This is a genomic window from Winogradskyella sp. SM1960 (genome assembly GCF_020179375.1).
In the GTDB taxonomy this organism is placed as follows: domain Bacteria; phylum Bacteroidota; class Bacteroidia; order Flavobacteriales; family Flavobacteriaceae; genus Winogradskyella; species Winogradskyella marina.
The window spans coordinates 637,050-662,558 of sequence record NZ_JAICBG010000002.1; the positions used below are offsets into that span (position 1 = coordinate 637,050).

The 25,509-nt window shown below is 33.0% G+C and carries 21 protein-coding genes; 12 read left to right on the top strand and 9 right to left on the bottom strand.

What is annotated here, in order from left to right:
* The first annotated feature begins 67 nt into the window (after window positions 1-67).
* Window positions 68-1,105, top strand: a complete 1,038-nt coding sequence (locus K1X16_RS08660; protein ID WP_195872312.1) for a PLP-dependent cysteine synthase family protein — start codon at window positions 68-70, stop codon at window positions 1,103-1,105.
* Between the two features lie 239 nt (window positions 1,106-1,344).
* Entirely contained in the window at window positions 1,345-2,604 is a 1,260-nt protein-coding gene (locus K1X16_RS08665; RefSeq protein ID WP_225035791.1) for an aminotransferase class I/II-fold pyridoxal phosphate-dependent enzyme, read from the top strand.
* Window positions 2,605-2,753: 149 nt separating this feature from the next.
* Here K1X16_RS08665 and K1X16_RS08670 read toward each other — a convergent pair whose 3' ends face one another.
* Both K1X16_RS08670 and K1X16_RS08675 read right to left on the bottom strand, forming a co-directional pair.
* Window positions 2,754-3,875, bottom strand: a complete 1,122-nt coding sequence (locus K1X16_RS08670) for a GNAT family N-acetyltransferase (RefSeq protein WP_225035792.1) — start codon at window positions 3,873-3,875, stop codon at window positions 2,754-2,756.
* Between the two features lie 20 nt (window positions 3,876-3,895).
* The gene (locus K1X16_RS08675; protein WP_225035793.1) at window positions 3,896-4,858 is read right to left on the bottom strand and encodes a transporter; all 963 of its coding nucleotides are present in this window, start codon (window positions 4,856-4,858) and stop codon (window positions 3,896-3,898) included.
* 133 nt (window positions 4,859-4,991) lie between these two features.
* Between K1X16_RS08675 and K1X16_RS08680 the strand changes: the two genes are divergently transcribed.
* The 4 genes from K1X16_RS08680 (at window position 4,992) to K1X16_RS08695 (ending at window position 10,906) form a co-directional block, all read left to right on the top strand.
* On the top strand, window positions 4,992-5,264 hold the full coding sequence (locus K1X16_RS08680; protein WP_195872308.1) for a DUF4834 family protein: 273 nt from the start codon (window positions 4,992-4,994) through the stop codon (window positions 5,262-5,264).
* A 111-nt stretch (window positions 5,265-5,375) separates the two neighbouring features.
* Window positions 5,376-7,808, top strand: coding sequence for a YfhO family protein (locus K1X16_RS08685; RefSeq protein ID WP_225035794.1), 2,433 nt, complete (start codon window positions 5,376-5,378; stop codon window positions 7,806-7,808).
* Window positions 7,809-7,884: 76 nt separating this feature from the next.
* Entirely contained in the window at window positions 7,885-9,174 is a 1,290-nt protein-coding gene (locus K1X16_RS08690; protein WP_225035795.1) for a glycosyltransferase, read from the top strand.
* Window positions 9,175-9,448: 274 nt separating this feature from the next.
* Window positions 9,449-10,906 (top strand): polysaccharide biosynthesis C-terminal domain-containing protein, encoded by a 1,458-nt coding sequence (locus K1X16_RS08695; RefSeq protein WP_195872305.1) that lies wholly within the window; start codon window positions 9,449-9,451, stop codon window positions 10,904-10,906.
* Between the two features lie 82 nt (window positions 10,907-10,988).
* Here the strand turns inward: K1X16_RS08695 and K1X16_RS08700 are convergent, their stop codons facing one another.
* Window positions 10,989-12,251 (bottom strand): hypothetical protein, encoded by a 1,263-nt coding sequence (locus K1X16_RS08700; protein WP_225035796.1) that lies wholly within the window; start codon window positions 12,249-12,251, stop codon window positions 10,989-10,991.
* Between the two features lie 145 nt (window positions 12,252-12,396).
* Between K1X16_RS08700 and K1X16_RS08705 the strand changes: the two genes are divergently transcribed.
* Window positions 12,397-13,521, top strand: coding sequence for a DUF3667 domain-containing protein (locus K1X16_RS08705; protein WP_225035797.1), 1,125 nt, complete (start codon window positions 12,397-12,399; stop codon window positions 13,519-13,521).
* A gap of 1 nt (window position 13,522) precedes the next feature.
* Here K1X16_RS08705 and K1X16_RS08710 read toward each other — a convergent pair whose 3' ends face one another.
* Complete coding sequence (locus tag K1X16_RS08710; protein ID WP_225035798.1) at window positions 13,523-14,185, bottom strand: hypothetical protein; 663 nt, start codon at window positions 14,183-14,185, stop codon at window positions 13,523-13,525.
* Between the two features lies 1 nt (window position 14,186).
* Window positions 14,187-16,976: an excinuclease ABC subunit UvrA gene (gene uvrA, locus K1X16_RS08715; protein ID WP_225035799.1), complete on the bottom strand. Its 2,790-nt coding sequence runs from the start codon at window positions 16,974-16,976 to the stop codon at window positions 14,187-14,189.
* Window positions 16,977-17,472: 496 nt separating this feature from the next.
* Here uvrA and K1X16_RS08720 point away from each other — a divergent pair, with 496 nt between their 5' ends.
* Window positions 17,473-18,057, top strand: coding sequence for an RNA polymerase sigma factor (locus K1X16_RS08720; protein ID WP_195872301.1), 585 nt, complete (start codon window positions 17,473-17,475; stop codon window positions 18,055-18,057).
* 234 nt (window positions 18,058-18,291) lie between these two features.
* On the opposite strand, the gene K1X16_RS08725 is transcribed toward K1X16_RS08720, so the two are convergent.
* Together K1X16_RS08725 and K1X16_RS08730 are read right to left on the bottom strand one after the other, a co-directional pair.
* Complete coding sequence (locus K1X16_RS08725) at window positions 18,292-18,843, bottom strand: hypothetical protein (protein WP_225035800.1); 552 nt, start codon at window positions 18,841-18,843, stop codon at window positions 18,292-18,294.
* Window positions 18,844-18,889: 46 nt separating this feature from the next.
* On the bottom strand, window positions 18,890-19,546 hold the full coding sequence (locus tag K1X16_RS08730) for an endonuclease III domain-containing protein (RefSeq protein ID WP_225035801.1): 657 nt from the start codon (window positions 19,544-19,546) through the stop codon (window positions 18,890-18,892).
* 46 nt (window positions 19,547-19,592) lie between these two features.
* Here K1X16_RS08730 and bcp point away from each other — a divergent pair, with 46 nt between their 5' ends.
* Entirely contained in the window at window positions 19,593-20,048 is a 456-nt protein-coding gene (bcp, locus tag K1X16_RS08735; RefSeq protein WP_195872298.1) for a thioredoxin-dependent thiol peroxidase, read from the top strand.
* 379 nt (window positions 20,049-20,427) lie between these two features.
* A complete protein-coding gene (locus K1X16_RS08740) occupies window positions 20,428-21,756 on the top strand; it encodes a sodium:proton antiporter (RefSeq protein WP_225035802.1) in 1,329 nt (442 codons plus the stop codon).
* A 128-nt stretch (window positions 21,757-21,884) separates the two neighbouring features.
* Here the strand turns inward: K1X16_RS08740 and K1X16_RS08745 are convergent, their stop codons facing one another.
* Window positions 21,885-23,363, bottom strand: a complete 1,479-nt coding sequence (locus K1X16_RS08745) for a TonB-dependent receptor (RefSeq protein ID WP_195872296.1) — start codon at window positions 23,361-23,363, stop codon at window positions 21,885-21,887.
* Between the two features lie 205 nt (window positions 23,364-23,568).
* Between K1X16_RS08745 and K1X16_RS08750 the strand changes: the two genes are divergently transcribed.
* The gene (locus K1X16_RS08750; protein ID WP_195872295.1) at window positions 23,569-24,330 is read left to right on the top strand and encodes an MBL fold metallo-hydrolase; all 762 of its coding nucleotides are present in this window, start codon (window positions 23,569-23,571) and stop codon (window positions 24,328-24,330) included.
* Window positions 24,331-24,332: 2 nt separating this feature from the next.
* Window positions 24,333-24,839: a hydrolase gene (locus tag K1X16_RS08755; RefSeq protein WP_225035803.1), complete on the top strand. Its 507-nt coding sequence runs from the start codon at window positions 24,333-24,335 to the stop codon at window positions 24,837-24,839.
* A gap of 25 nt (window positions 24,840-24,864) precedes the next feature.
* Here K1X16_RS08755 and K1X16_RS08760 read toward each other — a convergent pair whose 3' ends face one another.
* Window positions 24,865-25,509: an alpha/beta hydrolase gene (locus K1X16_RS08760; RefSeq protein WP_225035804.1), complete on the bottom strand. Its 645-nt coding sequence runs from the start codon at window positions 25,507-25,509 to the stop codon at window positions 24,865-24,867.

A 25,509-nucleotide genomic window follows, 5' to 3' on the forward strand; every position in this document is an offset into this window, starting at 1 on the left:
AAAAAATGTTACTTTTGCGAGGTTTTAGGTGTCTAATAATTTAATAGGTTACTGAAAAATATTTTTTATGAAGCAAAACAAAAATGTGTTTGATAATGTATTACAGCTTATAGGTAATACACCACTTATCAAATTAAATAAACTGACTGCTGACTTTGATGGTGATTTTTATGCTAAAGTAGAAGCATTTAATCCTGGTCATTCTTCAAAAGATAGAATTGCATTCCATATTATTGAAGAAGCGGAGCGCCAAGGTATTTTATCACCTGGAGATACAATCATAGAAACCACTTCTGGTAATACTGGTTTTAGTATTGCAATGGTAAGTGCTATTAAAGGCTATGAATGTATTTTGGCTGTAAGTTCTAAATCGTCTCCAGATAAAATAGACATGTTAAAGTCTATGGGAGCCAAGGTCTATGTTTGTCCAGCACATGTAAAAGCAGACGACCCTCGTTCATATTATGAAGTTGCAAAACGCTTACACGAAGAGAATAGCGGATCAATTTATATCAATCAGTATTTTAACCAATTAAATATTGACGCTCATTACCACACTACTGGTCCAGAAATTTGGGAGCAGACAGAAGGTGAGATTACGCACTTAGTTGCTTGTAGTGGAACAGGAGGTACTATTTCTGGAATCTCAAAATATCTAAAAGAGCAAAACCCAAACGTAAAAGTTATTGGAGTCGATGCTTATGGTTCTGTATTACAAAAATATCATGAAACTCGTGAGTTTGATGAAAAAGAAATCTATCCATACAGAATTGAAGGACTAGGGAAAAATTTGATTCCTACGGCTACAGATTTTGATGCTATAGATAAGTTTGTAAAAGTTACAGATGAAGAAAGTGCACACACTGCAAGAGAGATTTCAAATACAGAAGGTCTTTTTGTAGGGTACACAAGTGGTGCAGCTATGCAAGCTATTAAACAATTGAAAGAAGAAGGTGAGTTTAAGCCAACGGATAAAATTGTAGTAATATTTCCAGATCATGGCTCGCGTTATATGAGTAAAGTCTATAACGATAAGTGGATGGAAGATCAAGGCTTTTTTGATGCTAAAAGTGCAGTACAAGCCACAATTGAATACATTAAATAAATTATAAAAAACATATGCCTATTGCTAAAATTGTAATAGGCTTTTTTTTGCAGAATTTTTAGGTAAAATAAATTGAATAAAGTGGTTTATAACTTCTGAATACTTCACTAAATAAATTATGCATTCATAATATTATTACCTAATTTTGCAGACACTAACTAGATAAATTAACAATTATTAATCATTGATTTTATGTTCAATAAACATAGAATTAATCGTTAATATCAAAGTATGCGTGCATGAAGGATTTATTTGCAAAGATTTATAAAGATAAAGGACCACTAGGAAAATGGGCAGATCAAGCAGAAGGTTATTTCGTATTTCCAAAGCTTGAAGGACAGATTTCTAATAGGATGAAATTTCAGGGTAAAGATGTTATTACATGGAGTATCAATGACTATTTAGGATTGGCGAATCACCCAGAAGTGAGGAAAGTAGATGCGGAAGCGGGTGCTGCATATGGTTCAGCGTATCCAATGGGTGCGCGTATGATGTCTGGTCATACAGATTTGCACGAACAACTACAAGAAGAGCTTGCTGCTTTTGTGAATAAAGAGGCAGCTTATCTTTTGAATTTTGGGTATCAAGGTATGGTGTCTACTATTGACGCTTTGGTAGCTAAAGATGATATTATTGTTTATGATGTTGATGCACACGCTTGTATTATTGATGGTGTGCGCTTGCATATGGGAAAACGTTTTACCTATAAGCATAACGACATTGTAAGTTTAGAGAAAAACCTTGAGCGTGCTACAAAAATGGCAGAGCAAACAGGAGGTGGAATCTTAGTGATTTCTGAAGGTGTTTTTGGAATGCGTGGTGAGCAAGGTCGTTTAAAAGAAATTGTTGAACTAAAGAAAAAATTCAACTTTAGATTTTTTGTAGATGATGCTCACGGATTTGGTACACTTGGTGCTACAGGAGCTGGTGCAGGTGAGGAGCAAGGTGTTCAAGATGATATCGATGTGTATTTTGCAACCTTCGCTAAATCTATGGCAAGTACAGGTGCATTTATTGCAGCTGATAAAGAAATTATAGATTATTTAAAATATAACTTGCGTTCTCAAATGTTCGCTAAATCGTTACAAATGCAACTCGTTGTTGGTGCATTAAAACGTTTAGATATGTTACGTTCAATGCCAGAACTTAAAGCCAATCTTTGGACTATAGTTAATGCATTACAATCAGGTTTAAAAGAACGTGGTTTTGATATTGGGACAACGCAAAGTTGTGTAACACCTGTATATTTAAAAGGAAGTATTCCTGAAGCTATGGCTTTAGTTAGAGACTTACGTGAAAATTACGGAATATTCTGTTCTATAGTAGTTTATCCTGTGATACCTAAAGGGTTAATTTTATTAAGAATGATTCCTACAGCAACCCACACGTTAGAAGATGTAAACGAAACTTTAGATGCTTTTGATGCTATTAGAGAACGATTAGTTAACGGAACATATAAAAGAATGTCTGCAGCATTAGTTGCAGCAATGGGTGAGTAATTAATTCACGTCATAAAATAAAAAAACGGTCATTACTTACATTGTAATGACCGTTTTTTTATTTTCTAAAATCTAAAATCTAAAATCTAAAATCTAAAATCTAAAATCTAAAATCTAAAATCTAAAATCTAAAATCTAAAGTCTAAAGTCTAAAGTAATTCTTTTCGCAATGTTTTTCGTCGGGCATAAACCTTAGGGTCAAAATGTTTCCAGATTTGTTTAATCGCTACATTGTCTTCAAGTTCTGGTGTTCTATAGCAGGTTTGTATTCCTTTTTCTTTAAATGTTTCGTAATACTCGTTAAAGATTACTGCATGAACGCCTTTGTTTTGGTAATCTGGATGAATTCCTATTAAATAGAAAATCACATCCTTACTATGTTTCTTAGCTTTCAGAATGTGAGAAAATCCCATTGGAAATAATTTGCCATTTGCTTTTTGTAGCGCTTTTGCGAATCCTGGCATCACAACGGCAAACCCTATTAACTTGTCATTTTCATCCACAACAAATTTTATATATTCGGGATTTACAAAACTGATAAATTTCTTTTTAAAATATTCTTTTTGAATATCAGTGATTTCAACAAACGAGGATAAAGAAGAATAACTTTCATTAAATAAATCAAACATGCGGTCTGCATAAGGCATTACTTCGTCTGTTTTAGTAAATTTTAATGCTTTTATTTTATAACGACGCTTTATAAGTTCTTGTGCTTTCTTGAAAAACTCGGGTTTTACATTCTTAAACGGAAACTCACTTTCAGAATATTCTTTTTCAATCTTGAAGCCATAAGTTTCATAATGTTTAATGTAATAGGCGTGATTATACCATGTAATCATAGTCGATAAATGCTCAAAACCTTCAGTCATTACACCAACCTTATCTAAATTAGAAAAGCCAACAGGGCCTTCTACAAATTCGAGTTGATTTTCTTTTCCTATGTCTTCAACAGTTTTTAATAAAGCCTGGCTAACCTCTAAGTCGTCTATAAAATCAAACCACCCAAAACGCATTTTTTTTATACCTTGTTTATCAACTTCAAGCCAATTTATAATTGCAGAAATTCTACCAACGATTTCTTCATTTTTATAGGCGAGGAAAAAGCGGGCTTCAGCATCTTTAAATATGGGATTTTTTTCTTTATTAAACGTTTCTAATTCTTGTTTAATTATAGGAGGAACCCAGTATTTAGAGTCTTTATATAATTTAAAAGGAAATCGAACAAATGCTTTTAAGTCCTTTTTTGTTGTGGCTTCTTTAATTGTTATCATGTAGTTAGGAAGGCTATAGATTAGAAATTGAAATCATCGGATTTCTTTTCTTTTTTCTGCTTTTTCTGTTTCTTAAAATTACCATCATTTCCATTGCCATTGTCTATTTCTTTGTCCTTGTGAAAGTCTAAGCGATAAGAAGCTCCGAAGGCAATATTTAAAACTGTTGGTGTGTCTTTAGTGTTAAACGCAATATTAGCGTCTAATTGAAAATTTTTAGACCAAAGATATGCTCCACCAACTCTAAAAATATTATCAGCATAAAAGTCACTTTTAATTCCTTGTGTTTCTCCAAAAACAACCCATTGTGGTGTAAATGAATGTGTTAGAGTGAAAATATATTGAAAATCAGATTGATCTGTTCCAATTCTGTCTTTTATTAAATTCATTACAAAAACCCATCCACCATTAAAGTTGTTTTGGGTTGCAACCATAATTTTAGGGCTAAATCCTTCAATGTCAGGAGCTGTGTATGGATTGTTTTTAGTGTCAAAATTTGCTCCAGCATAAACGGAAACAGCAGGAATTAAAGATTTCCAACTAAACTTATTGTTAGCGTGAAAACTGTAAAGGTTTGGTTTAGCTTCAGCCGCATTTTTATACGGATCATAAACCAAGTACTTAGCACCTAATGTGAAATTTTTAAAATTAGAGCGCTTATCTTCAACAGGAATTGCAGCACTATTATAAGTGATATTGTCATTTTGATATACGCCATCTAAGGATAATTCTAACTGCTCAAAAAACAAACCATACCTTAAACCAAAATCGAGACCAAATCCTGATACTTCATAATTTGCCAAGGCATGCTCTTCTTTAACAGTAAAAGCTCCAGCCTCAAACTGTACAATTCCCGTTCCAACAGAAAAAGCACTTTTAGAGACTCCAGGTCGATTAGAATTAATTACTTCGGTATACTGAGCGAACGCAGAAGTAAAACTGAAAGCAAGAATTAACGTAAGTATTGATTTGAGTATTCGCATTATTTACGGATTTAAAACCATTCGGTCTATTGTAGATTGAATTCAAATATAGATATTTTATAGTTTTTTTAAGGAATTTAATCGGATTATAAATGAGTATAATCGTATTTTTGATAATTATATTATGTTTATCATGGGATTACTGAGAACTATTTTAATAATTTTATTAGTTTACTTTGGCTTTAAGATATTAGCACGTCTTTTTGCACCTTTATTGATGCGTTTTGTGGCTAAGAAAGCAGAAGAAAAATTTGGCGGACAATTTGGAGGATTTCAAAACCCAAATCAACAAAGCCAACAGCAAAAGCAAAAGGAAGGGGAAACAGTAATCGATAAAATGCCTAACCAAAACAAAAAATCTAACGATAAAGTTGGAGAGTACGTGGATTACGAAGAAATTGACTAGTTCAATTCTTGTCATTATTACAGAACTTCCTTTTTAGTAAACAACGCTAATTCTAGTAATGTTTCAAAAAAAATAACTACTTTTCAGAATCATTCAACTTAAAGTATTCGCATGTCATTTTCTATAAAACGTTTATTGCCACATCTCTTAGTTTTAATAGGGTTTGTGGTTTTATCTTTAGCCTATTTTAGTCCTGTTTTACAAGGCAAAAAAATAAACCAAAGTGATATTATGCACTACATTGGTATGGCAGAGCAACAAAAGGAGTTTGCTAAGACTACTGGTGAAGAAACCTATTGGACTAACAGTGCTTTTGGTGGTATGCCAACTTATCAATTAGGCGCAAAATATCCGCATAATTACATAAAACAACTCGATTTATCGTTACGTTTTCTTCCTCGACCTGCAGATTACCTATTTTTATATTTTATAGGATTTTATATTTTGCTCTTGTCCCTAAAAGTAGATTTTAAACTCGCGGCACTTGGTGCTTTGGCTTTTGGGTTTTCTACGTATCTTATTATAATTCTCGGTGTTGGTCATAATTCTAAAGCGCATGCCATTGCCTATATGCCATTAGTTTTAGCAGGAATTGTGCTCACGTTTAGAAAGAAATACATACTCGGGTTTTTATTAACGACTGTAGCTTTAGGATTAGAAATTGTTGCGAATCATTTCCAAATGACTTATTACTTGTTGCTATTAGTTTTAGTCTTAGGTTTAGCGTATTTAATTGATGCTTACAAAAAGAAGGTGTTACCACACTTTTTTAAGTCCGTTGGCTTATTGTCTGTCGCAGCCATCTTATCCGTTGGTCTCAATGCCACTAATATTATGGCAACCCAAGAGTACGTGAAGGAAAGTGCGCGTGGTCAAAGTGATTTAACCATTAATCCTGATGGATCTGAAAAAGAAACCACAACCGGACTAAGCAAAGAGTATATTACGGAATACAGTTACGGCATTTTAGAAACGTTTAACCTCTACATCCCAAAATTTATGGGAGGTGGAAATTACGAAGATGTCGGTAAAGATTCTGAAACTTACAACGCTTATATCAATTTGGGCGCTTCGCCAATTGAAGCCTTAGATGCGGCTAGAAACGCACCAATGTATTGGGGAGATCAGCCCATTGTAGAGGCACCAGCTTATGTTGGCGCAGTGATTATTTTCCTGTTTGTTTTAGGATTATTCTTAGTTAAAGGCCGATTAAAGTGGTGGCTTGTTGGCGGTACAGTGTTATCTCTTTTATTGTCTTATGGAAAAAATTTAGGATTTTTAACCGATTTCTTTATTGATTATGTGCCGTTGTATAGCAAGTTTAGAGCGGTAAGTTCCATACAGGTGTTATTAGAATTGTGTATTCCTGTTTTGGGTGTTTTTGCATTAGTTCGTTTGTTTAATGACTATCAAAAAGATGAAGAAAAACTAAAAGCCTTAAAGTATGCTGTAGGAATTACAGCTGGTTTAGCGATTATCTTTTTATTGTTTAAATCCACGTTATTTGATTTTGAAGGCCTAAGAGATGACCAATATATTGGTGCATATGGACAACCTTTTATGGACGCTATTATTGAAGATAGAAAATCTTTAATGACTACTGACACTTTAAGAACTTTAATATTAGTGTTATTATCGGCAGGAACTATTTTCCTATTCTTGAAAAAGAAACTATCAGAGAATTTAGTGGTAGTTGTGTTTGCTGTTTTAATACTGTTTGATTTAGTTTCAGTTGATAAGCAATATGTAAATAACGACAATTTTGTGTCGGCTTTAAAGGTCGATAAACCATATCAGCCTAATTCTGCAGATAAAGAAATACTGAATGACAAAGGACATTTTAGAGTGTTAGATATGTCTAACGAAGGTCAAAGATTACCAGCAAAAGCGGCATATTACCATAATTCTTTAATGGGTTATAGTGCTGCTAAATTGGGGCGTTCAGAAGAGTTATTAGATTTTCATGTGTATAAAAACAACATGGATGTTCTTAATATGCTGAACACTAAATACATTATTGCCGAAGAACAAGGCCAAATATTTCCTTATACCAATACAGATGCAAACGGTAACGCTTGGTTTGTTTCAAACCTAAAAGTTGTTGCTAATGCCAATCAAGAGATTTTAGCATTAGACAGTTTGAATACAAAGACCACAGCAGTTTTAGAGCAATCGGTTCAGACGGGAAATAATTTAAAAACAGCATATCCAGTAGATTCTACGGCTTCTATTCAGTTGAAAGAATTCAAACCTAATTATTTAAAATACGAATCGAATAATAGAAGTGAAGGTTTAGCTGTATTTTCAGAAATCTATTATGAACAAGGATGGAATGCCTACATTGATGGTAACTTAACACCACATTTCCGCGTGAACTATGTGTTAAGAGCATTAGAATTACCAAAGGGAAATCACACCATAGAATTTAAGTTTGAACCACAAGTTGTAGAAATAGGAAGTAAAATTGCTTTAGCGAGTTCTGCGGTTTTAGGACTATTGCTATTAGCTGGTTTGTTTTTTGAGATGAAAAAGCGAAAAGATTGATTGTCATTCCTGCGAAGGCAGGAATCCATTATCTATAACTAAAAAATAGATTCCTGCCTTCGCAGGAATGACAAACATGAGTAAAAAAAAAGCACTTATAATAACCTATTATTGGCCACCAGCAGGAGGTCCAGGCGTACAACGATGGTTAAAATTCGTGAAGTACTTGCCTGATTTTGGTGTTGAACCTATTGTGTATTGTCCTGAAAATCCAAATTATCCTATTATGGATGTAAGTTTGGTAAACGAGATTCCTAAAGACATTACAATTTTAAAACAACCTATCAGTGAACCTTATGGTTTGGCGAGTGTATTTTCAAAAGGAAAATCTAAAAAAATAAGTTCTGGAGTTATTCCAAAAGCTAAAAAGCAATCTTTGATTGAAAAAGCAATGCTTTATGTTAGAGGGAATTATTTTATTCCAGATGCTCGTAAAAATTGGATAAAACCTTCGGTTGAATTTTTATCTAATTATATCAAAGAACATCACATTGAAACCATAATTACAACAGGTCCACCGCACAGTTTACATCTCATAGGCTTACAACTAAAAGCAAGATTAGGTGTAAAATGGTTAGCGGACTTTAGAGATCCTTGGACCACTATAGGTTATCATAAGGATTTAAAACTTACGGATTCTTCAAAAGCAAAGCATGTAGCGTTAGAGCAAAATGTTTTACATACAGCAGACCAAATTATTGTCACAAGCAATCACACCAAAAACGAGTTTCAAACTAAAACAAAACAACCGATTTCTGTTATTACTAATGGTTACGATGCGCATAATATTAGAGTAGAAGGGAAGGACGAGCTTTTTACTTTATCGCATATTGGGTCGTTATTATCAGAACGAAACCCTGTGGTTTTATGGGAAACACTTTCAGAATTAATACAAGAACATAAAGCCTTTTCAGAAGTTTTTAAATTACAATTAATTGGTGTCGTTAGTGATGATGTTGTAGAATCTATTCATCAAAATGGATTAAAAAATCATGTTGATGTGGTTGGTTATGTGAGTCATGATGAAGCGATACAATTTCAAATGAAATCACAATTAGTATTGTTAATTGAAATCGATTCTGAAGACACCAAAGCGATCATTCCAGGAAAAGTGTTTGAATATCTTATTTCTGAAACACCAATATTAGCCCTTGGTCCAAAAGATGCTGACGTAGAGCAAATCATAAAATCAACCAACACAGGAAGTTATTTTAATTACAATCAAAAGGCGGAATTGAAAACACAGCTTTTAAGTTATTTTAAAGCGTTTCAAAACAACACATTAAAAGTAAATGCTATCGGTTTACAACCTTATAGCAGAAAAACCTTGACTGAGAAATTGGCAAAGTTGATATTACATACTTAATGTCGCCTCAAGTTAATAATTAATAAAAATATTTTAGATTTTTATTCGCAACAGTGAGACTGTCCCCTTGAGGGGACTTTAGGGGTGTGAAAAACGAAATAAAAAATGGTAGTTTAGAGCTTCTGAACACGTGAGTTTCAAAAACCTTTATAGTGCGTTAAGCCCAATTTATTAAAGCTCTTTTTGCTATTAAATAAAACCTTCCAGTTTAGTTTTATAATTTTTCAGTAGTCATTTTGGAATTTGATATTTTAAAGTTGTTATTTGTAATTCTATGGGAATTGTATTAAACCAATCATTTAAAAACACTATTACCACCTATTTGGGCTTCGGTATTGGTGCAATTAATACACTTTTTCTTTACACTAATTTTTTATCGGATCAATACTATGGTTTAGTTGCGTTTTTATTGTCTGCAGCTAATATTATGATGCCTTTTATGGCCTTTGGAGTGCATAATGCTATTGTTAAATTTTATTCGTCTTTTAAATCTAAAAACAGTATCAATAGTTTTTTAACACTGATGTTATTTTTACCCTTTTTGTTTATAATTCCAACGGGTTTAATAGGTTATTTAGCTTATGATTCAATAGTTAATTGGCTGTCAAACGAAAACCAAATTGTAGAAAAGTATGTCTGGCATATTTTTATTCTAGCCATTGCAATGGCTTATTTCGAAATATTTTTTGCGTGGACAAAAGTGCAAATGCAAACCGTTTTTGGGAATTTAATGAAGGAGATTTTCCATCGTGTATGTATTATGATATTGCTTTTTGCAGTTTATTTTGATTGGTTGTCGGTTGATCAATTTATAAACGGACTTGTTAGTGTCTATGTTTTGCGAATGGTAATTATGAAACTATATGCCTATTCGGTAAGGTTTCCAAAGTTAAAGTTTCAAAAATTAGAGAATCACTTATCTATTTTACAATATTCGGGATTAATGATTATTGCAGGTTCTGTAGCCATGCTTATTCTAGATATTGATAAGTTTATGATAGGCTTAATGTTGCCAGATATTGAGCAAGTGGCTTATTATAGTGTTGCTATTTTTATCGCAACAGTTATTGCAGTGCCTCAACGTGCTATGCACCAAATTATGCTGCCTCTAACGGCTCAATATTTAAATGAAAAGGATAATGTTGCCTTAGAAGATTTATACAAACGAAGCTCGATGACACTTTTGGTAGTGAGTGGTTTTATTTTTCTGCTCATTATTTTGAATATTAATCAGCTCTATGAGATCCTTCCAGAAGAGTTTACGGGTGGACTTTTTGTGGTGCTCATTGTAAGTTTAGCAAAACTGTATGATAACAGTTTAGGAAATAATAATGCCATTCTATTTAATAGTGATTATTACAAAATGGTTTTAATTTTTGGTGTGTTATTAGCTATAATGGCTATTGTGCTTAACGCTATTTTTATTCCTGTTTATGGTATTGAAGGCTCTGCTTTTGCAACGTTTTTAGCTGTGTTTATTTATAATTCAATCAAAATTATATTTGTAAAACAGAAATTTAATATGCTGCCATTTACAATGGGTTCAACTAAGATTGTCTTAACATTAGTTGTGTTATCATTGGTATTCTACTTTTGGGATTTTCCATTTCATCCTGTAGTAAACATTGTTTTAAAATCGGGATTAATTGGTGGTGTTTATTTCAGCCTTATTTATAAGTTGAATGTTTCTGAGGATATTTCAGCACAAATAAAAAAGTACCTAAAACTATAGATACTTTTTAAAATAAGAAATTCCCGTAAGGTGCTTTGAGGCATACGTCATACGGGAACTCCTAACCAACCAAAAAAACTTTTTATCCTCTAGATCGTCTTGAGTTAGATCTTGTAGAACTTTGGTTGCTTGTTCTACTTGTATTAGATCTGGCTTTTACAGACGATGATTTACTTCTACTCTGAACTGTACTTCGTTGTTTTGTGCTAGGCGACGTTCTGGTATATGTACGAGAATTTGTCGTTTTCGGTTTTCTTACCGAAGTAGTTCTTGTTTTGTTAGACACAGAAGAATTGCTTCTGGTCACATTATTATTTACACTCCTAGAACTTGTTGCACTACTGTTGCGTATCGTTCTTGTTGGAGTTGTTGTTCTAGTAATAGTACGCGTCGTAGTAGCTCTGTTATTTATTGCAGAGTTTGATCTTGTCGGAGTCGCAACTCTTGAACTTGAACGACTAGTAGTTGCACCATTAGAAACTCGGTTTGTACCTGTTCTCGTTGTCACACTTGAACTGCGTGTTGTTCTTGTTGCCGTTGCATTACTCTTTCTTAAACGTGTAGCTCTTGTACTTGCAATGGTTGCATTGTTTCGTGTTACACGAGTTCTAATACTTCGTTCTGTACTATTTCTTGGAGTCTGTGCATAGCTAACAGTACGTCTAGTTGTCGTTGTTGTTCTTCTTACCGCATATCCATTATCACGTCTTCCGATATTATAATGTCTTACATTATTAGTATAAGGTCTGTAATAAATATGTCTTACAGGTGTATAATATTGTCTGTATGGATTAATGTGAACAACACTATAGTTACTATGTGGCGCTGCATAAAATCGGTGCCAAGGTCTATAAACATAAGATCTATTATATATGTTAATATAACCATCATACCTATAAAATACATTGTTTCTATAATATACATTAAGTCCACCAAGTCTGCTAATTCTACCAAAACTATTGTAGTTAATAAAGATGTTTCCTATTTGATTAACACGACCGTAATAATCATAATAAATTGGTGTGTTTTCAATTTGGATAATAGCTCCGAAGCTATCATATTGAACATATGGGTTATAGTTATAACCTGTGTTGAAACTTAAACTGAAACCAGGTCTGTTAATATTAACGCTTACATCTGGACCATGACTTGGTAAATAAAAATCAAACTGACCATCGGCGAACACAGAAAATTCAATACCAGCTTCATTAAATATGAAAGAATTACCATAACCTCTCACATAATTATTAATTGAAGCGTCTGCTTCTGTCGTTGTTGTGTTGGTTGCGAATGCAGTTGTGCTAAAAGCGACTAAAGCTGCAAATAAATATATAATTCGTTTCATAATAATTGGGTTTTAAATTAAACTCGTTTAGTATAAAACAAACAACGTGCCAAAAACACAATATGCTGTTTCGTAGTGTTTTATGGTTATTGTTAAATAAAAACTGTTTCAAGTGTTATGTTCCATTTTATTATAAATATTAATAATGTGGTATATTTTATTACTTTTAAGCCAAGACCAACCAGCAACCATGAAACCGAATCAAGTTAATTGTCAAAATTGTGAACAACCTTTTGATGCCAGTTTTCAGTTTTGTCCGCATTGTGGGCAAAAAGCAAATGATAAACTTATCATTGGTGTATTATTTTACAATACCATTAGTAATTACTTTTCATTTGATGCACGTTTTTTTAAAAGCTTTTTTCCTTTAATGTTCAAACCTGGCTATTTGCCAGGGCAGTTTATAAAAGGAAAACGTTTATTGTATTTACATCCTGCACAGATGTATTTGTTTATTTCGGTAGTCTTCTTTTTTATTTTTTCGTTTAGCGTACGGCAGCAAACCGATTCTTTAAACCGAGAACTCAAAAAAACTTTAGTGTCAGACGTAGACGTGGCCAGTTTAGATTCTGTTGAAGTTAAAGAAAGAGAACGGGCTTTAAAACTTGAAGATTCATTAACTAGAATTGAAATAAGAAAGGCACTAGAGGATAATCAATGGCTGACTAATATGTCGGATAAGGATTCTATAGCTATTCTAGAAAAGATCCCTAAAAATACAGATGTTTCGTTTGGCCTTAATGAGCGTAAAATTGATTCTTTAATAGCGTTAAAGGCTTCTGATGAAGAAATTTATAAATCCATGGGAATGGATGACGGCGATGGGTGGTTTACGAGAAAAATGTATGCTCAAGCACTTAAGTTTTACAAAGCGAGAGATGGAGGGACTATTTTACAAGCGTTTTATGACACCGTACCGATTGCTCTATTTTTCTTATTGCCATTATTTGCACTAATAATTAAATTATTGCATTTAAAAAAAGGAACATACACACACCATTTAGTATTTAGTTTTTACTTTTTTTCATATTTGTTTATAGTTTTTAGTGTCATCTTCGGTCTTAATCTCATTTGGGATATTCCAAATTGGCTAGACTTTCTTATTGCTTTATCTACTTTTATTTATTTAATGAAGGCATTAAAACGGTTTTATGATCAAGGGTGGCTTTTAAGTTGGTTTAAAAGTAGTGTAGCTACATTTACATTTATGGCCATTGTAATTCCAACAGCAGTATTCATTATGGGACTTTTTGCTTTTTTGTTTTATTAGTCTAGTCATTAATAGAACCAGCATGCCAAATAGGAACGTTAAGAAATGTACTCAACACTTCAGCATCTCTAATAATGGTTTTTAAATTACCATGGTCTACGACATTTTTTCTAGAAGCATCGTCTAATACTAAATTCAGTTCAAAACTTTTGTAAGAACTATCATCACTTTGAATGTGTTCTCCTATAATTTGAATAGCAACAATTGATTTTAAGGGTAAATAATCATCAGATTGTTGTTTTCTCGATTGGTGCAGATTGAATTTATACGTGGTGTAATAAATCCCTTGTTGCTTGTCGAAAACTCTCGGTTTGTAAAATTTATAAAACATAAAACCACCAGCACTAGAAAATAGTAATCCAAATAGGATTAGAAACCAATTGATTGAAACGATCTCAATATTGGTTTTAAATAAGGGGAATAGTGCAAAAAATAAAACACCGAAGCCTACAGCAAAAAATATAAAACTGAATATAGCAGCTCCAATTGAAGGTTTGTAAATTAATTTCGAGGAATTTGCTTGAGTTAAAACATTGGTTTTAAAACTTGCTCCACCAGGCTTTAAAGGTGAGGTTGAAACTTTAGACTTTATAGTGTCTTTAGCACTATGAGTATTTTCTTTAGCTTCATTAACTTCATCGTGAAAACCTTTTGGTAAATCCATCTTATAACTTCTCTTTTAAATAGTTCCCTGTTATTGAGTTCTTGTTTTTTGCGATCTCTTCTGGTGTACCAACAGCAATGAGTTGTCCTCCATGTTTTCCGCCCTCAGGTCCTAAATCAATGATATAGTCAGCACATTTTATTAAATCGATATTATGCTCAATTACAATTATTGAATGGCCTTTGGCAATTAATGCTTGAAACGATTTTAATAACTTTTTGATGTCATGAAAATGAAGGCCAGTGGTTGGTTCATCAAATATAAAAAGTGCATTATCACTTTTACTACCTTTTCCTAAAAACGTGGCTAGTTTTATACGTTGCGCTTCACCACCAGAAAGGGTAGAAGAGGACTGCCCTAAAGTCACGTAGCCCAAACCAACATCTTGAAGTGGTTGTAGCTTTTTTTGAATTTTAGCCTCAATATTTGTTTTGAAAAATTCAATGGCATCATCAATGGTTAGGTTTAAAATATCGTCTATAGATTTACCATCAAACTTAACTTCTAAGACTTCCTTTTTAAAGCGTTTACCATTACAAGTATCGCAGGTTAAATGCACATCTGCCATAAATTGCATTTCAATAGTTACTTCACCTTCACCTTTACAGGTTTCGCAACGTCCACCATCGACATTAAAACTAAAATGCTTGGCAGCATAATTTCTAATCTTACTCAGTTTTTGAGACGCAAACAAGGCTCTAATATCATCGTAAGCTTTAATATAAGTCACAGGATTTGATCTAGATGAACGACCAATAGGATTCTGATCTACAAATTCTACATGCTTAATATTACTGTGGTTACCTTTTATTTCTGAAACCTGACCAATTTTATCGCTAAATCCTGTTAATTTCTTTTGTATCGCAGGAAAAAGAATTTTTTTAACCAAAGTACTTTTTCCGCTACCTGAAACACCAGTAAGAACGGTTAGCATTTCGAGAGGAAACGTAACATCTATGTTTTGTAAATTATTCTCGCGGGCACCTATAATTTCAACACTATATTTTGAAGTTCTTCGTTTTTTAGGCACTTCAATTTCTAATTGACCATTGAGGTATTTTGCGGTTAATGTATCTGCAGAAAGAATGTCTTTAAAATCGCCTACGGCAACAACGTCACCTCCTAAAGTTCCGGCTTCTGGACCAATATCAATAATAGCATCTGCGGCTTTCATTATATCTTCATCGTGCTCAACTACAATTACGGTATTTCCTAAATCTCGAAGCGATTTTAATACGTCGATTAATCGTTCTGTGTCTTTTGGATGTAAGCCAATACTAGGTTCGTCTAAAATATACATGGAACCAACAAGGCTACTACCTAAAGAAGTTGCTAAGTTGATGCGCTGGCTTTCACCTCCAGAAAGTGTATTAGATTTTCGGTTTAAGGTTAAATAATTTAATCCTACGTTAGATAGAAACCCTAAACGCGTTTTTATTTCAGTTAATAGACGCTTTGCGATTTTGGCATCATTGTCGCTCAGCGTTAAATTATCAAAAAACACGGTTAATTCATCTATTGGTAAATCTACCAAATCTGTAATGGTTGCATTATCAACTTTTACATAACTGGCTTCTACTCGTAAGCGTTTACCTTCACAAACATTACATTTTGTTTTACCACGATAACGCGATAACATAACGCGATTCTGAATTTTATACGCTTTAGATTCTAGTTCAGCAAAAAAGTCATCTAAGCCTTCAAAGTATTTATTGCCTTTCCAGATGAGCGATTTTTGTGCAGCACTTAGTTGAAAATAGGGTTTATGAATTGGAAAATCAAAATGATGCGAGTTGTTGACCAACTGATCTCTATACCAACTCATGCTTTCTCCTCGCCAAGGGAAAATGGCATTTTCAAATACAGATAATGCGGTATTCGGAATTACTAAGTCGTCATCAATACCAATAACATCGCCATAACCTTCACATTTAGGACAAGCTCCATAAGGGTTATTAAAGCTGAATAAATGCGCATTTGGTTCAAGAAATGACATATCATCAATTTCGAACTTGTTATTAAAAGTCGTTTGTTTTTTATCGGAAAGGGATTCTATAATACAAGTACCAACACCTTCGTAAAAAGCTGTTCCGACGGCATCTGCTAGTCGATTGAGAAAATCTTCGTCGTTTTTAAACACAATTCTATCGACAACTAAGAATATATTTTTATCAGCTGTAATGTTGCTTTTTAGTGCATCATCAATTCTCACCACTTCATCTTTTACTTTAATTCGCGCGTAACCTTGCTGTTGTAAAGTTTGAAGTTTATTTTCAAGGGTTCTGCCTTCTTCTAAAATAATAGGAGCTAAGAGTAATAATTTGCTGCGTTCTTCAAATTTTGAAATAAAATTAATAACATCAGAAACCGTGTGTTTTTTTACTTCGTCGCCAGAAATAGGCGAGTAGGTCTTTCCGATTCTTGCGAATAATAATTTTAGATAATCATAAATTTCAGTTGTTGTACCAACGGTTGAGCGTGGATTTGTAGAATTCACTTTTTGCTCAATAGCAATAGCAGGTGCAATTCCTTTTATATAATCGACTTTAGGTTTATTAAGTCGACCTAAAAACTGACGTGCATAACTACTTAAGCTCTCCACATAACGTCTTTGTCCTTCTGCATAAAGGGTGTCGAAGGCTAAACTAGATTTTCCGGAACCTGATAAACCTGTAATTACCACCAGTTTATTTCGAGGGATAACCACATCAATATTTTTAAGGTTATGCAGTTTTGCTCCTTTTATAATGATGTTTTCCTTTGGGCTAACGTCTAAAACAGTGGTATTCATAGGTTATTTTGATATCTAAGTTTGCAAAGATACTATTTAGCCAGTAAAGATTGAACTATGTGCTGTAATTCATCCGTTGAAACAGATGGCGACTTTTTTTTAGTTAAAAGGCAGTTATACAATTAGGCAATAGAACCACGATTTGATCTTGACTAATTAATAAGAATACATACTGGGTTTACTTCTTAAAACTTAAGTTTTTTTAAGTGGTTCGTTTTATATGTTTATACCTTTATACTAGTATTAATGCGTCTATCAATTTATCTCTAATAGTAAAACGTTTAAAATTCGTACTTTTTATATCTATTAAAGGAGCACTTTGTCCGATAAAATGTTAAATTTTAGCACTTTTCTTTGTATAATTGGAATGAATGTTGTTATATTTGAAATCTATTCATTTTAAAAAGACATTTGCGTATCGCATAATATTACTTTAAAAAAAACAGCTAGAAACCCCAAACTTAGTAGGCAACTACTAGGCATTAAAGTAATTATTATGAAAAAAGAACTTATCCAAGACGCAGAGTTGGTTAGCAACTACATTAAAGGTAACGAGAATGCACTTTCGATTTTAATAGAAAGGCATAAGCAAAAAATTTACAGTTTTATTTATTCTAAAGTATTTGATAGAGATATTACTGAAGATGTTTTTCAGGATACTTTTATTAAGGTTATAAAAAACTTAAAACGAGGAAAGTATAACGAGGAAGGTAAATTTTTACCATGGGTTATGCGAATTGCTCACAATTTAGTGATCGATCATTTTAGAAAAAACAACCGCATGCCAAAATTTGATAATGCAGGTGAATTCAGTATTTTTTCTGTACTTAGCGATTCGGCTTTAAACGCAGAGAAGGTGCTTATTAAAGACCAAGTAGAATCTGATGTGAGACGTATTATTGAAGAGTTACCAGAAGACCAAAAGCAGGTGCTTTTAATGCGTATGTATCAAGACATGAGTTTTAAGGAAATTTCAGAAAGAACAGGAGTGAGTATTAATACTGCCTTAGGAAGAATGCGTTATGCATTAATTAATATGCGAAAGGTCATTGAGCAAAACAATATCATTTTAACAAATTGATACAATAAAGGGTATAGAAGTACGTTTTGCTATATATAAACTAATACACCTAAAAAATGGCAAAAATTTACTCTCACGCTTCCCCAAAACAATGTAACCTAAATCCAAAAGATGAGACGATTCGTTTTCTTTTGAATTATTCAAAGGCGTTAAGTGTTCTAGGGCATAATAAAATGAAGTTTGAAGCACTTCTAAATTAATTTAATTAATAGAAAAATCCTGATGTGAAAAACATCAGGATTTTTTTGTTAGTAGTAACTCTTCGTAGTTTTGAGTGGTAAGGTATTCTTGATGTAGTCCTTTTAAATATTCAATTGTTTTAGCCTTTAAAAGATGTTTATCTCTTAAACAGTTTTTGATGTTTTCGTCATAAACCGTTAGTAAAATATACCAATGACCTGTTCTGTTTGAATAGTTACCTTCAAATAAACGCGAGTTGCCGTTGCTTTCTCGTTTCGCATCAATTACAGCCAATGGAAGATTTATGCTTTCATCTGTTCGTTCTGCTTCATGATATGATAAATACAAGATTTGTCCTTCAAGTTGAAACGGGACATTATAGCCAACATCTTTTCCGTTTAGTTTGAATTTTTTATTGATATAATTATAGAAATCACCAGCATTTTTAGGGTCTTTAAATATGAAAGCAGTTTCTCTAGGCATGTGTTTTTGAAACTTTTTAGCTTGCATTATTTTGTAATCCTGATTCTTAAACTTAGGCGCAATTTTTACCGGAATACAAGAGGTGAAAACTAAAATAAAAAAGAGAACGATGAGATTTTTCATAGATTGAAGGTTTGTTGTAACACCTCAATAATTGTTCCAAGTTTTACTATTTTTTCTTTTTATAATAGTCTTTTAAAACGGACTTTCTTCCAATAGTTTTGGTAATAATATCTTTTTCTAAATCCCAACCACGAGCCGGCGAATATTCTCTACCATACCAAATAATTTGAAGGTGTAAATCGTTCCAAAGTTCTTCTGGGAAAATACGTTTGGCATCTTTTTCGGTTTGTACTACGTTTTTGCCATTCGTTAAATTCCAACGGTACATTAAACGATGAATATGTGTATCTACAGGGAATGCAGGAATACCAAAAGCTTGTGATAATACTACAGCAGCTGTTTTATGACCTACTGCTGGTAGTGCTTCTAAAGCTTCATAAGTTTTAGGAACTTCGCCATTGTGCTGATCAATTAAAATATGAGATAAGCCATGAATACCTTTACTTTTCATTGGCGACAAGCCAACGGGTTTTATAATGTCTCTGATTTCCTCTACACTTAGCTTAATCATGTCGTACGGATTGTCGGCACGTTCAAACAATAACGGAGTAATTTTATTCACCCGTACATCTGTACTTTGAGCAGACATTAAAACGGCAATTAATAATGTATAAGGATCCTTATGGTCCAAGGGCACTGGAATTTCAGGATATAATTTATACAAGGTATTTATAACGAAATTAACTTTTTCTTGTTTAGTCATTTTGTATTTTTACGTAATCAAAGATGAAATACAAATTTACGTAATTATGACACATTTAAAAGTAGGAGATAAGGCACCAGATTTTTCAGCACAAGATGAACAAGGCCGTACCATTTCTTTATCGGATTATAAAGGCAAAAAGTTAGTTGTTTTCTTTTACCCGAAAGCGAGCACTCCTGGTTGTACAGCAGAAGCCTGTAACCTTAATGATAATTATGAGCGTTTTCAGTCTTTAGGCTATGAGATTTTAGGAGTTAGTGCAGATAGTGCCAAACGACAATCTAATTTTAAAAATAAATACGATTTTCAGTATCCACTATTAGCGGACGAAGATAAATCTGTTATCGAAGCTTTTGGAGTTTGGGGACCTAAAAAATTTATGGGTAGAGAGTATGATGGTATTCATAGAACGACTTTTGTAATAGACGAAAATGGAGTTCTTTCAGATGTGATAACTAAAGTAAAGACGAAGGCTCACACTGATCAGATATTAGAAGGGTAATTATTCTTCAAATCATTTCCATTTATACATTATATTAAACGGTTTCAATTCTATTTAAAAGCTACATAATCTTTAAATAGTTAAATGTTTATGGAATAAACGCTATCGTATTTTACTATGTCCGAAAAAAACGACCACTAAAATTAGTGTTTTTATACACTAGATTAGACCAATCTAAATTAAAAACTTAGTAAGTACAGCTTTTTGTTTTGTACTATCATGTATTCTTACGAATTGATAATCAAAACGTTGTATTTGTGATTTTTGCTTATTAGTGCCATTAGGCATTATTTAACATAAAAATAAAAGAATACTAAGCGATTTTAAAACTTAACTTTTTAACTTAGTACGAGATTAATTTGTCTTTTAATTTCCCCTTATGTTATTAATCAATAGTAGTCCAGAATTAGTGCAACAAATACCACTTTGGCCCTCAATTCCGTTTTTTTTAATCCTATTAGCCATCGCAATAGGACCTCTTATTGCCGAAGAATGGTGGGAAAATAATCGGAATAAGTTATTAGTATCTATAGTGCTAAGTGTACCAACAATAGCGTATTTGGTTTACATGGATTTAACGGATCACTTAAGTCATCAAGTGATAGGTGATTACATTCCGTTTATTGTTTTGCTAACATCCTTATTTGTTATAACGGGAGGTATTCATCTCAGTGGAGATATTAAAGCAAAACCCAAAATAAATACACTGTTTTTAGGAATTGGATACCTATTGGCTTCATTTATGGGAACTACAGGAGCTGCAATGTTATTAATTAGACCAGTAATTTCCATCAACAAACAACGTCAATTTAGTGTACATACTATTTTATTCTTTATTGCTGCAGTTGCTAACTGTGGTGGCTTATTAACTCCTCTTGGAGATCCACCATTGTTGATGTTGTACTTAAGAGGCGCTAGCTTTACATGGTTTTTTAGTTTACTTCCAGAGTGGGCTTTTGTAGGAGCATTACTCCTTATTATATATTATTTTATTGATTCTTATTATTATAAAAAGGAGCCACGTGAAAATTTAATTGCTGATGCTGTAGAAATTAAACCTATTCGTATCACAGGAGCAATTAATTTCATCTTTTTACTTGGTGTTGTTTTTTCTGTAGCTTTAATTAATTCTGATACAATTCCTGAAATGGCTGATGAAAATTCTCCGTTTTGGCTTGTTCATTTACGAGAAATAGTACTTATTATATTAACAATACTGGCTTTCATTACAACGTCTAAAAAGATACGAGAAAGTAATAAATTTTCTTGGGGACCAATTGCAGAAGTTGCGGTGGTGTTTATTGGTATATTTATTACTATGACTCCTACATTAATATACCTTAGGCAACACGCTCCAGCTATGGGACTTACGGATCCATGGCATTATTATTATGCTACGGGTTTTCTGAGTGCATTTTTAGATAATACACCAACAGCAGTCGCTTTTCATAGTGTAGCAGCAAATATTCCGTATGCTGATAGTGTTCCGTTAGTTGCCAATGTAGCAGAGCATATTCTTAGTGCTATTGCTACTAGTGCTGTGTTTTTTGGTGCACTTACTTATATTGGTAATGGTCCTAATTTTATGGTAAAATCAATTGCAGAAGACAATAAGATTAAAATGCCGAGCTTCTTTGGTTATATGATTAAATTTTCGCTCGTTATATTATTACCAATATACATTATTACACAACTTATTTTTATGTAAAATGAATTTACAGTTTCGTTTGAAACGAAGCCTATAATAATATAAATAATGAAATTTAGGTGTGGAGTTTTAATCGTAACAGATAAGGCTTTCCGAATGCCGTTTTTTTATTGCTCCACACTAATGAATTATCGAGAAGATCTAGATTCTTTATAGCTCGCATGCATCACCTCTTCAGATTCGCAACCAAATAAGCTTTTCTCTTTAATTAACTTAGAAACACCTTCTGGTAACATTGCTTCCCATCCTTCTTCATTATCCATTATCATTTTAAGGACAGTTCTAGAGAACACTGAGAGGTTAGAGATATCGTAATCTGTAATGTCTACAACTTTACCATTATATTTAAAGAACTTGTAGAGTTCCTTCATACGTGGATGAACTTTAAGATTTTCGCTAGTAGTTAAGCTGCCATCGTCGTTTTGCATTGGATATAAGTAGACGCGTAAATCCTTGTAAAATAGTTTTCCAAAAGCTTCTAAAATACCACCACTTAAATGACGGTAATATTTCTCATCAAAAATATCAACGAGGTTATTTACACCCATTGCTAAGCCCATTCTTGCTCTAGAATATTGAGAGAAGTATTCAACCAATTTGTAATACTCTTGAAAGTTTGAAATCAATACCGTTTGTCCTAATGAACATAGCAGTTTCGCACGATCCATAAAGTCTTGTTCGTCAATTTCACCTTCCGCTCTTAGGTTAGAAAGCGTAATTTCAAAAACAACTTGCGTTTTTTCTTTGTCAACTTTATTTTCTTTTACGAACATTTCGTAAGATTTCTCTAACATGTCCATATTTACCTTAGTCACAGGTCTAAAACTTCCTCTAAGCGTTAAAATGTTCTTTTTGTAAAGGACACGAGCAGGTAATACATTATTACCATCTGGCGCAAACATAACGGCATCTGTCATGCCGTTTTTCACCAGTTGTAAGCTCATTAAACGGTTATCTATATTTTCAAATACTGGACCTGAGAAGTTAATGGTATCAATTTCTAATTGGTCTTTATCTAAATGGTCGTATAAGTATCGTAATAATTTTCTAGGTTGGTTGTATTTGTAAAATGCACCATAAATTAAATTAGTTCCTAATTTACCTAATGTTTCTTGTTGTAAACGCGCATCAGTTTCTTTAAAACGAACGTGGATAATTATATCATTATAAGGCTGATTAGGAGCAACCTGATATTTAATTCCAACCCAACCATGACCTTTAAATTTTTTTGCAAAATCTATGGTAGCCACTGTATTCGCATAAGAGAAAAATATTTTGTTAGGATGTTTATCTCTCGTTATACGCTTTTCCATTAAGTTAACTTCGTGGTTTAGCATTTTACGAAGTCTGGCTTCTGTGACATAGCGTTTATCATCTTCGATACCGTAAATCGCATCACTAAAATCTTTATCGTAAGCAGACATAGCTTTAGCAATGGTTCCAGACGCTCCTCCTGCTCTAAAAAATTGACGTACAGTTTCTTGTCCTGCGCCAATTTCAGAAAAGGTTCCGTAAATATCAGCATTAAGATTTATACGTAAAGCTTTGTCTGCTAGAGAAGGAATATTTTCGAAATCTGAATCTCCAGTGTACGTTATGTCATCCATAGATATTGGGTTTGCGTCGTTTTAGCAAAGGTACAGTTTTACTATTGCAAACAAAAAAATAAGTTTATTTTTGTCATCACAATTCCGAATTGAAAATATAACAAATCAATAAGGCATTTTTTTTCTATATAGTGAAATACAACGGAAAATAGAATGCTTTTTTGCGAGGTTTACAATTTAGGGTTGTATTAGAAATTTAAGAGTTTTGAAAGTAACATTTTTAGGAACAGGTACATCGCAAGGAATTCCCATAATTGGGAGCGACCATCCAGTGTGTTTAAGTGAAAATCCTAAAGATAAACGCTTGCGCGTTTCTGTATTAGTAGAATGGGATGAGTATACGTTTGTAGTCGATTGTGGTCCCGATTTTAGACAACAAATGCTTAATGCTAAGGTGAGCAAAATCGATGGTGTTATTTTTACACACGAACATGCCGATCACACCATGGGATTAGATGATATTCGTCCGTTTTTTTTTAGACAAGGTGATATAGCTTTGTATGCGCATCAACGTGTTTTTAAAGCTTTAGAGAAACGGTTTGATTATATTTTTACCACAGAAAATAAATACCCAGGAGTGCCGAGTGTCACGACAACAGAAGTTAAAAATGAGCCTTTTTTAGCAGGAAATCTCAAGGTTATTCCTATTGAAGGTTTACATTATAAGCTTCAGGTATTTGGTTACCGCTTTCATAATTTTGCCTATCTAACAGATATGAAAACCGTTGCAGATTCTGAAATTGAAAAACTTCAAAACTTAGATGTTTTAGTGGTGAATGCCTTACGAATTAAACCACATATTTCCCATTTCAACTTAGAAGAAGCATTAGCATTTATTGCTAAAGTAAAGCCTAAACGTGCCTATTTAACGCATATTAGTCATTTGTTAGGTTTTCATGATGATGTTCAACAACTATTACCAGAAAACGTTTTTTTAGCTTACGATAATTTACAAATTACCATATAGATATGAAGAATAAAATTTTAATGTATTTATTTATCTTTTCGGTGCTGTTACTTATTTTTCAGTATGTGAATTCAAAGAATATTATTGATAAATACGAAGAAGATATTGTTAAAGTAAAAGCTAAACTTCTCGAAAAGGAAAAAACCATAAAAGCTTTAGAAGATAAGAATTTTGAATTAAGCTACTTTAGCATTGATAGAAATGAAGATGCGTTATCTTATTTTGAAGCCTTGGGTTACGATACAGAACAATTGATTCCTGCAATCATAGATGGACTTTATGATTTAAATGACTACGAAGGTGAAGATCACCCAATTGTACCTTATGTATCTATGACAGATTCTAAATTAGTGATTAATAAAGTGAGAGTGATGAATCACAAATGGATTGTTGCGAATTTTACAGATGGCGAATTTTGGGGAGAAATATTTGTCACCTATACTATTGATGAAAACAACGACCTAAAATATAAACTGGCAGAGTATTTCTTATATCCTAAGATAGGATAAAGTTCTGTTTTTATTGCTTGAAAGTTTAAATGTACTTCTTTAACCAAGCCTTTAAATCATAAAAATTCTGTGGTGCAACTCCGTGTCCAACAGGATATTCAGTGTACTCATGATTAATACCTAAAGCCTTTAAAAACGCTGGTGCTTTTTGTGCCCAACTTACCGGTATGACTTGGTCTACAGAACCATGAGAACAAAAGAAGTTTAAGTGAGAAACTGTACGATCTTCTATGGTATCTGGTAAAATATCTTCATTTATATAACCACTTAAAGCAACAATGTTTTTAACTTTTTCAGGAAATGTTAAGGCCACAGCATAGCTTAAAATAGTACCTTGACTAAAGCCTAAAAGCGTTACATTATTTGGGTCTACAGCATAAGATCTACACGCATAATCAATAAATTCTGCAATTAAATTTACTGATGCTTTGGCTTGTTCATTATCGCTCCATTTCCCTTTGTCTGCATCAAAATTAATGGCATACCAAGCATTTCCATAAGGTTGCATGGCATAAGGTGCTCGTAACGACATAATCATTAGTTCTTCTGGTAATTCTGAAGCAAATGAAAACAAATCATTTTCATCACTACCATAACCATGGCACATAATTAAAAGTGGTGCATTTTCTTTTAGCGATGAAGGTCTTGTTATATATTGTAGTTTCGACAT

Coding starts and splice junctions, on each gene's coding strand:
- K1X16_RS08685 (WP_225035794.1), top strand. CDS start 5,376: ATGTCATTTTCTATAAAACGTTTATTGCCACATCTCTTAGTTTTAATA.
- K1X16_RS08660 (WP_195872312.1), top strand. CDS start 68: ATGAAGCAAAACAAAAATGTGTTTGATAATGTATTACAGCTTATAGGT.
- K1X16_RS08755 (WP_225035803.1), top strand. CDS start 24,333: ATGAAGAATAAAATTTTAATGTATTTATTTATCTTTTCGGTGCTGTTA.
- K1X16_RS08690 (WP_225035795.1), top strand. CDS start 7,885: ATGAGTAAAAAAAAAGCACTTATAATAACCTATTATTGGCCACCAGCA.
- K1X16_RS08710 (WP_225035798.1), bottom strand. CDS start 14,185: ATGGATTTACCAAAAGGTTTTCACGATGAAGTTAATGAAGCTAAAGAA.
- K1X16_RS08695 (WP_195872305.1), top strand. CDS start 9,449: ATGGGAATTGTATTAAACCAATCATTTAAAAACACTATTACCACCTAT.
- K1X16_RS08670 (WP_225035792.1), bottom strand. CDS start 3,875: ATGATAACAATTAAAGAAGCCACAACAAAAAAGGACTTAAAAGCATTT.
- K1X16_RS08720 (WP_195872301.1), top strand. CDS start 17,473: ATGAAAAAAGAACTTATCCAAGACGCAGAGTTGGTTAGCAACTACATT.
- K1X16_RS08760 (WP_225035804.1), bottom strand. CDS start 25,509: ATGTCGAAACTACAATATATAACAAGACCTTCATCGCTAAAAGAAAAT.
- K1X16_RS08680 (WP_195872308.1), top strand. CDS start 4,992: ATGGGATTACTGAGAACTATTTTAATAATTTTATTAGTTTACTTTGGC.
- K1X16_RS08665 (WP_225035791.1), top strand. CDS start 1,345: ATGAAGGATTTATTTGCAAAGATTTATAAAGATAAAGGACCACTAGGA.
- K1X16_RS08725 (WP_225035800.1), bottom strand. CDS start 18,843: ATGAAAAATCTCATCGTTCTCTTTTTTATTTTAGTTTTCACCTCTTGT.
- K1X16_RS08705 (WP_225035797.1), top strand. CDS start 12,397: ATGTGGTATATTTTATTACTTTTAAGCCAAGACCAACCAGCAACCATG.
- K1X16_RS08745 (WP_195872296.1), bottom strand. CDS start 23,363: ATGGATGACATAACGTACACTGGAGATTCAGATTTCGAAAATATTCCT.
- K1X16_RS08730 (WP_225035801.1), bottom strand. CDS start 19,546: ATGACTAAACAAGAAAAAGTTAATTTCGTTATAAATACCTTGTATAAA.
- K1X16_RS08675 (WP_225035793.1), bottom strand. CDS start 4,858: ATGCGAATACTCAAATCAATACTTACGTTAATTCTTGCTTTCAGTTTT.
- K1X16_RS08700 (WP_225035796.1), bottom strand. CDS start 12,251: ATGAAACGAATTATATATTTATTTGCAGCTTTAGTCGCTTTTAGCACA.
- bcp (WP_195872298.1), top strand. CDS start 19,593: ATGACACATTTAAAAGTAGGAGATAAGGCACCAGATTTTTCAGCACAA.
- uvrA (WP_225035799.1), bottom strand. CDS start 16,976: ATGAATACCACTGTTTTAGACGTTAGCCCAAAGGAAAACATCATTATA.
- K1X16_RS08740 (WP_225035802.1), top strand. CDS start 20,428: ATGTTATTAATCAATAGTAGTCCAGAATTAGTGCAACAAATACCACTT.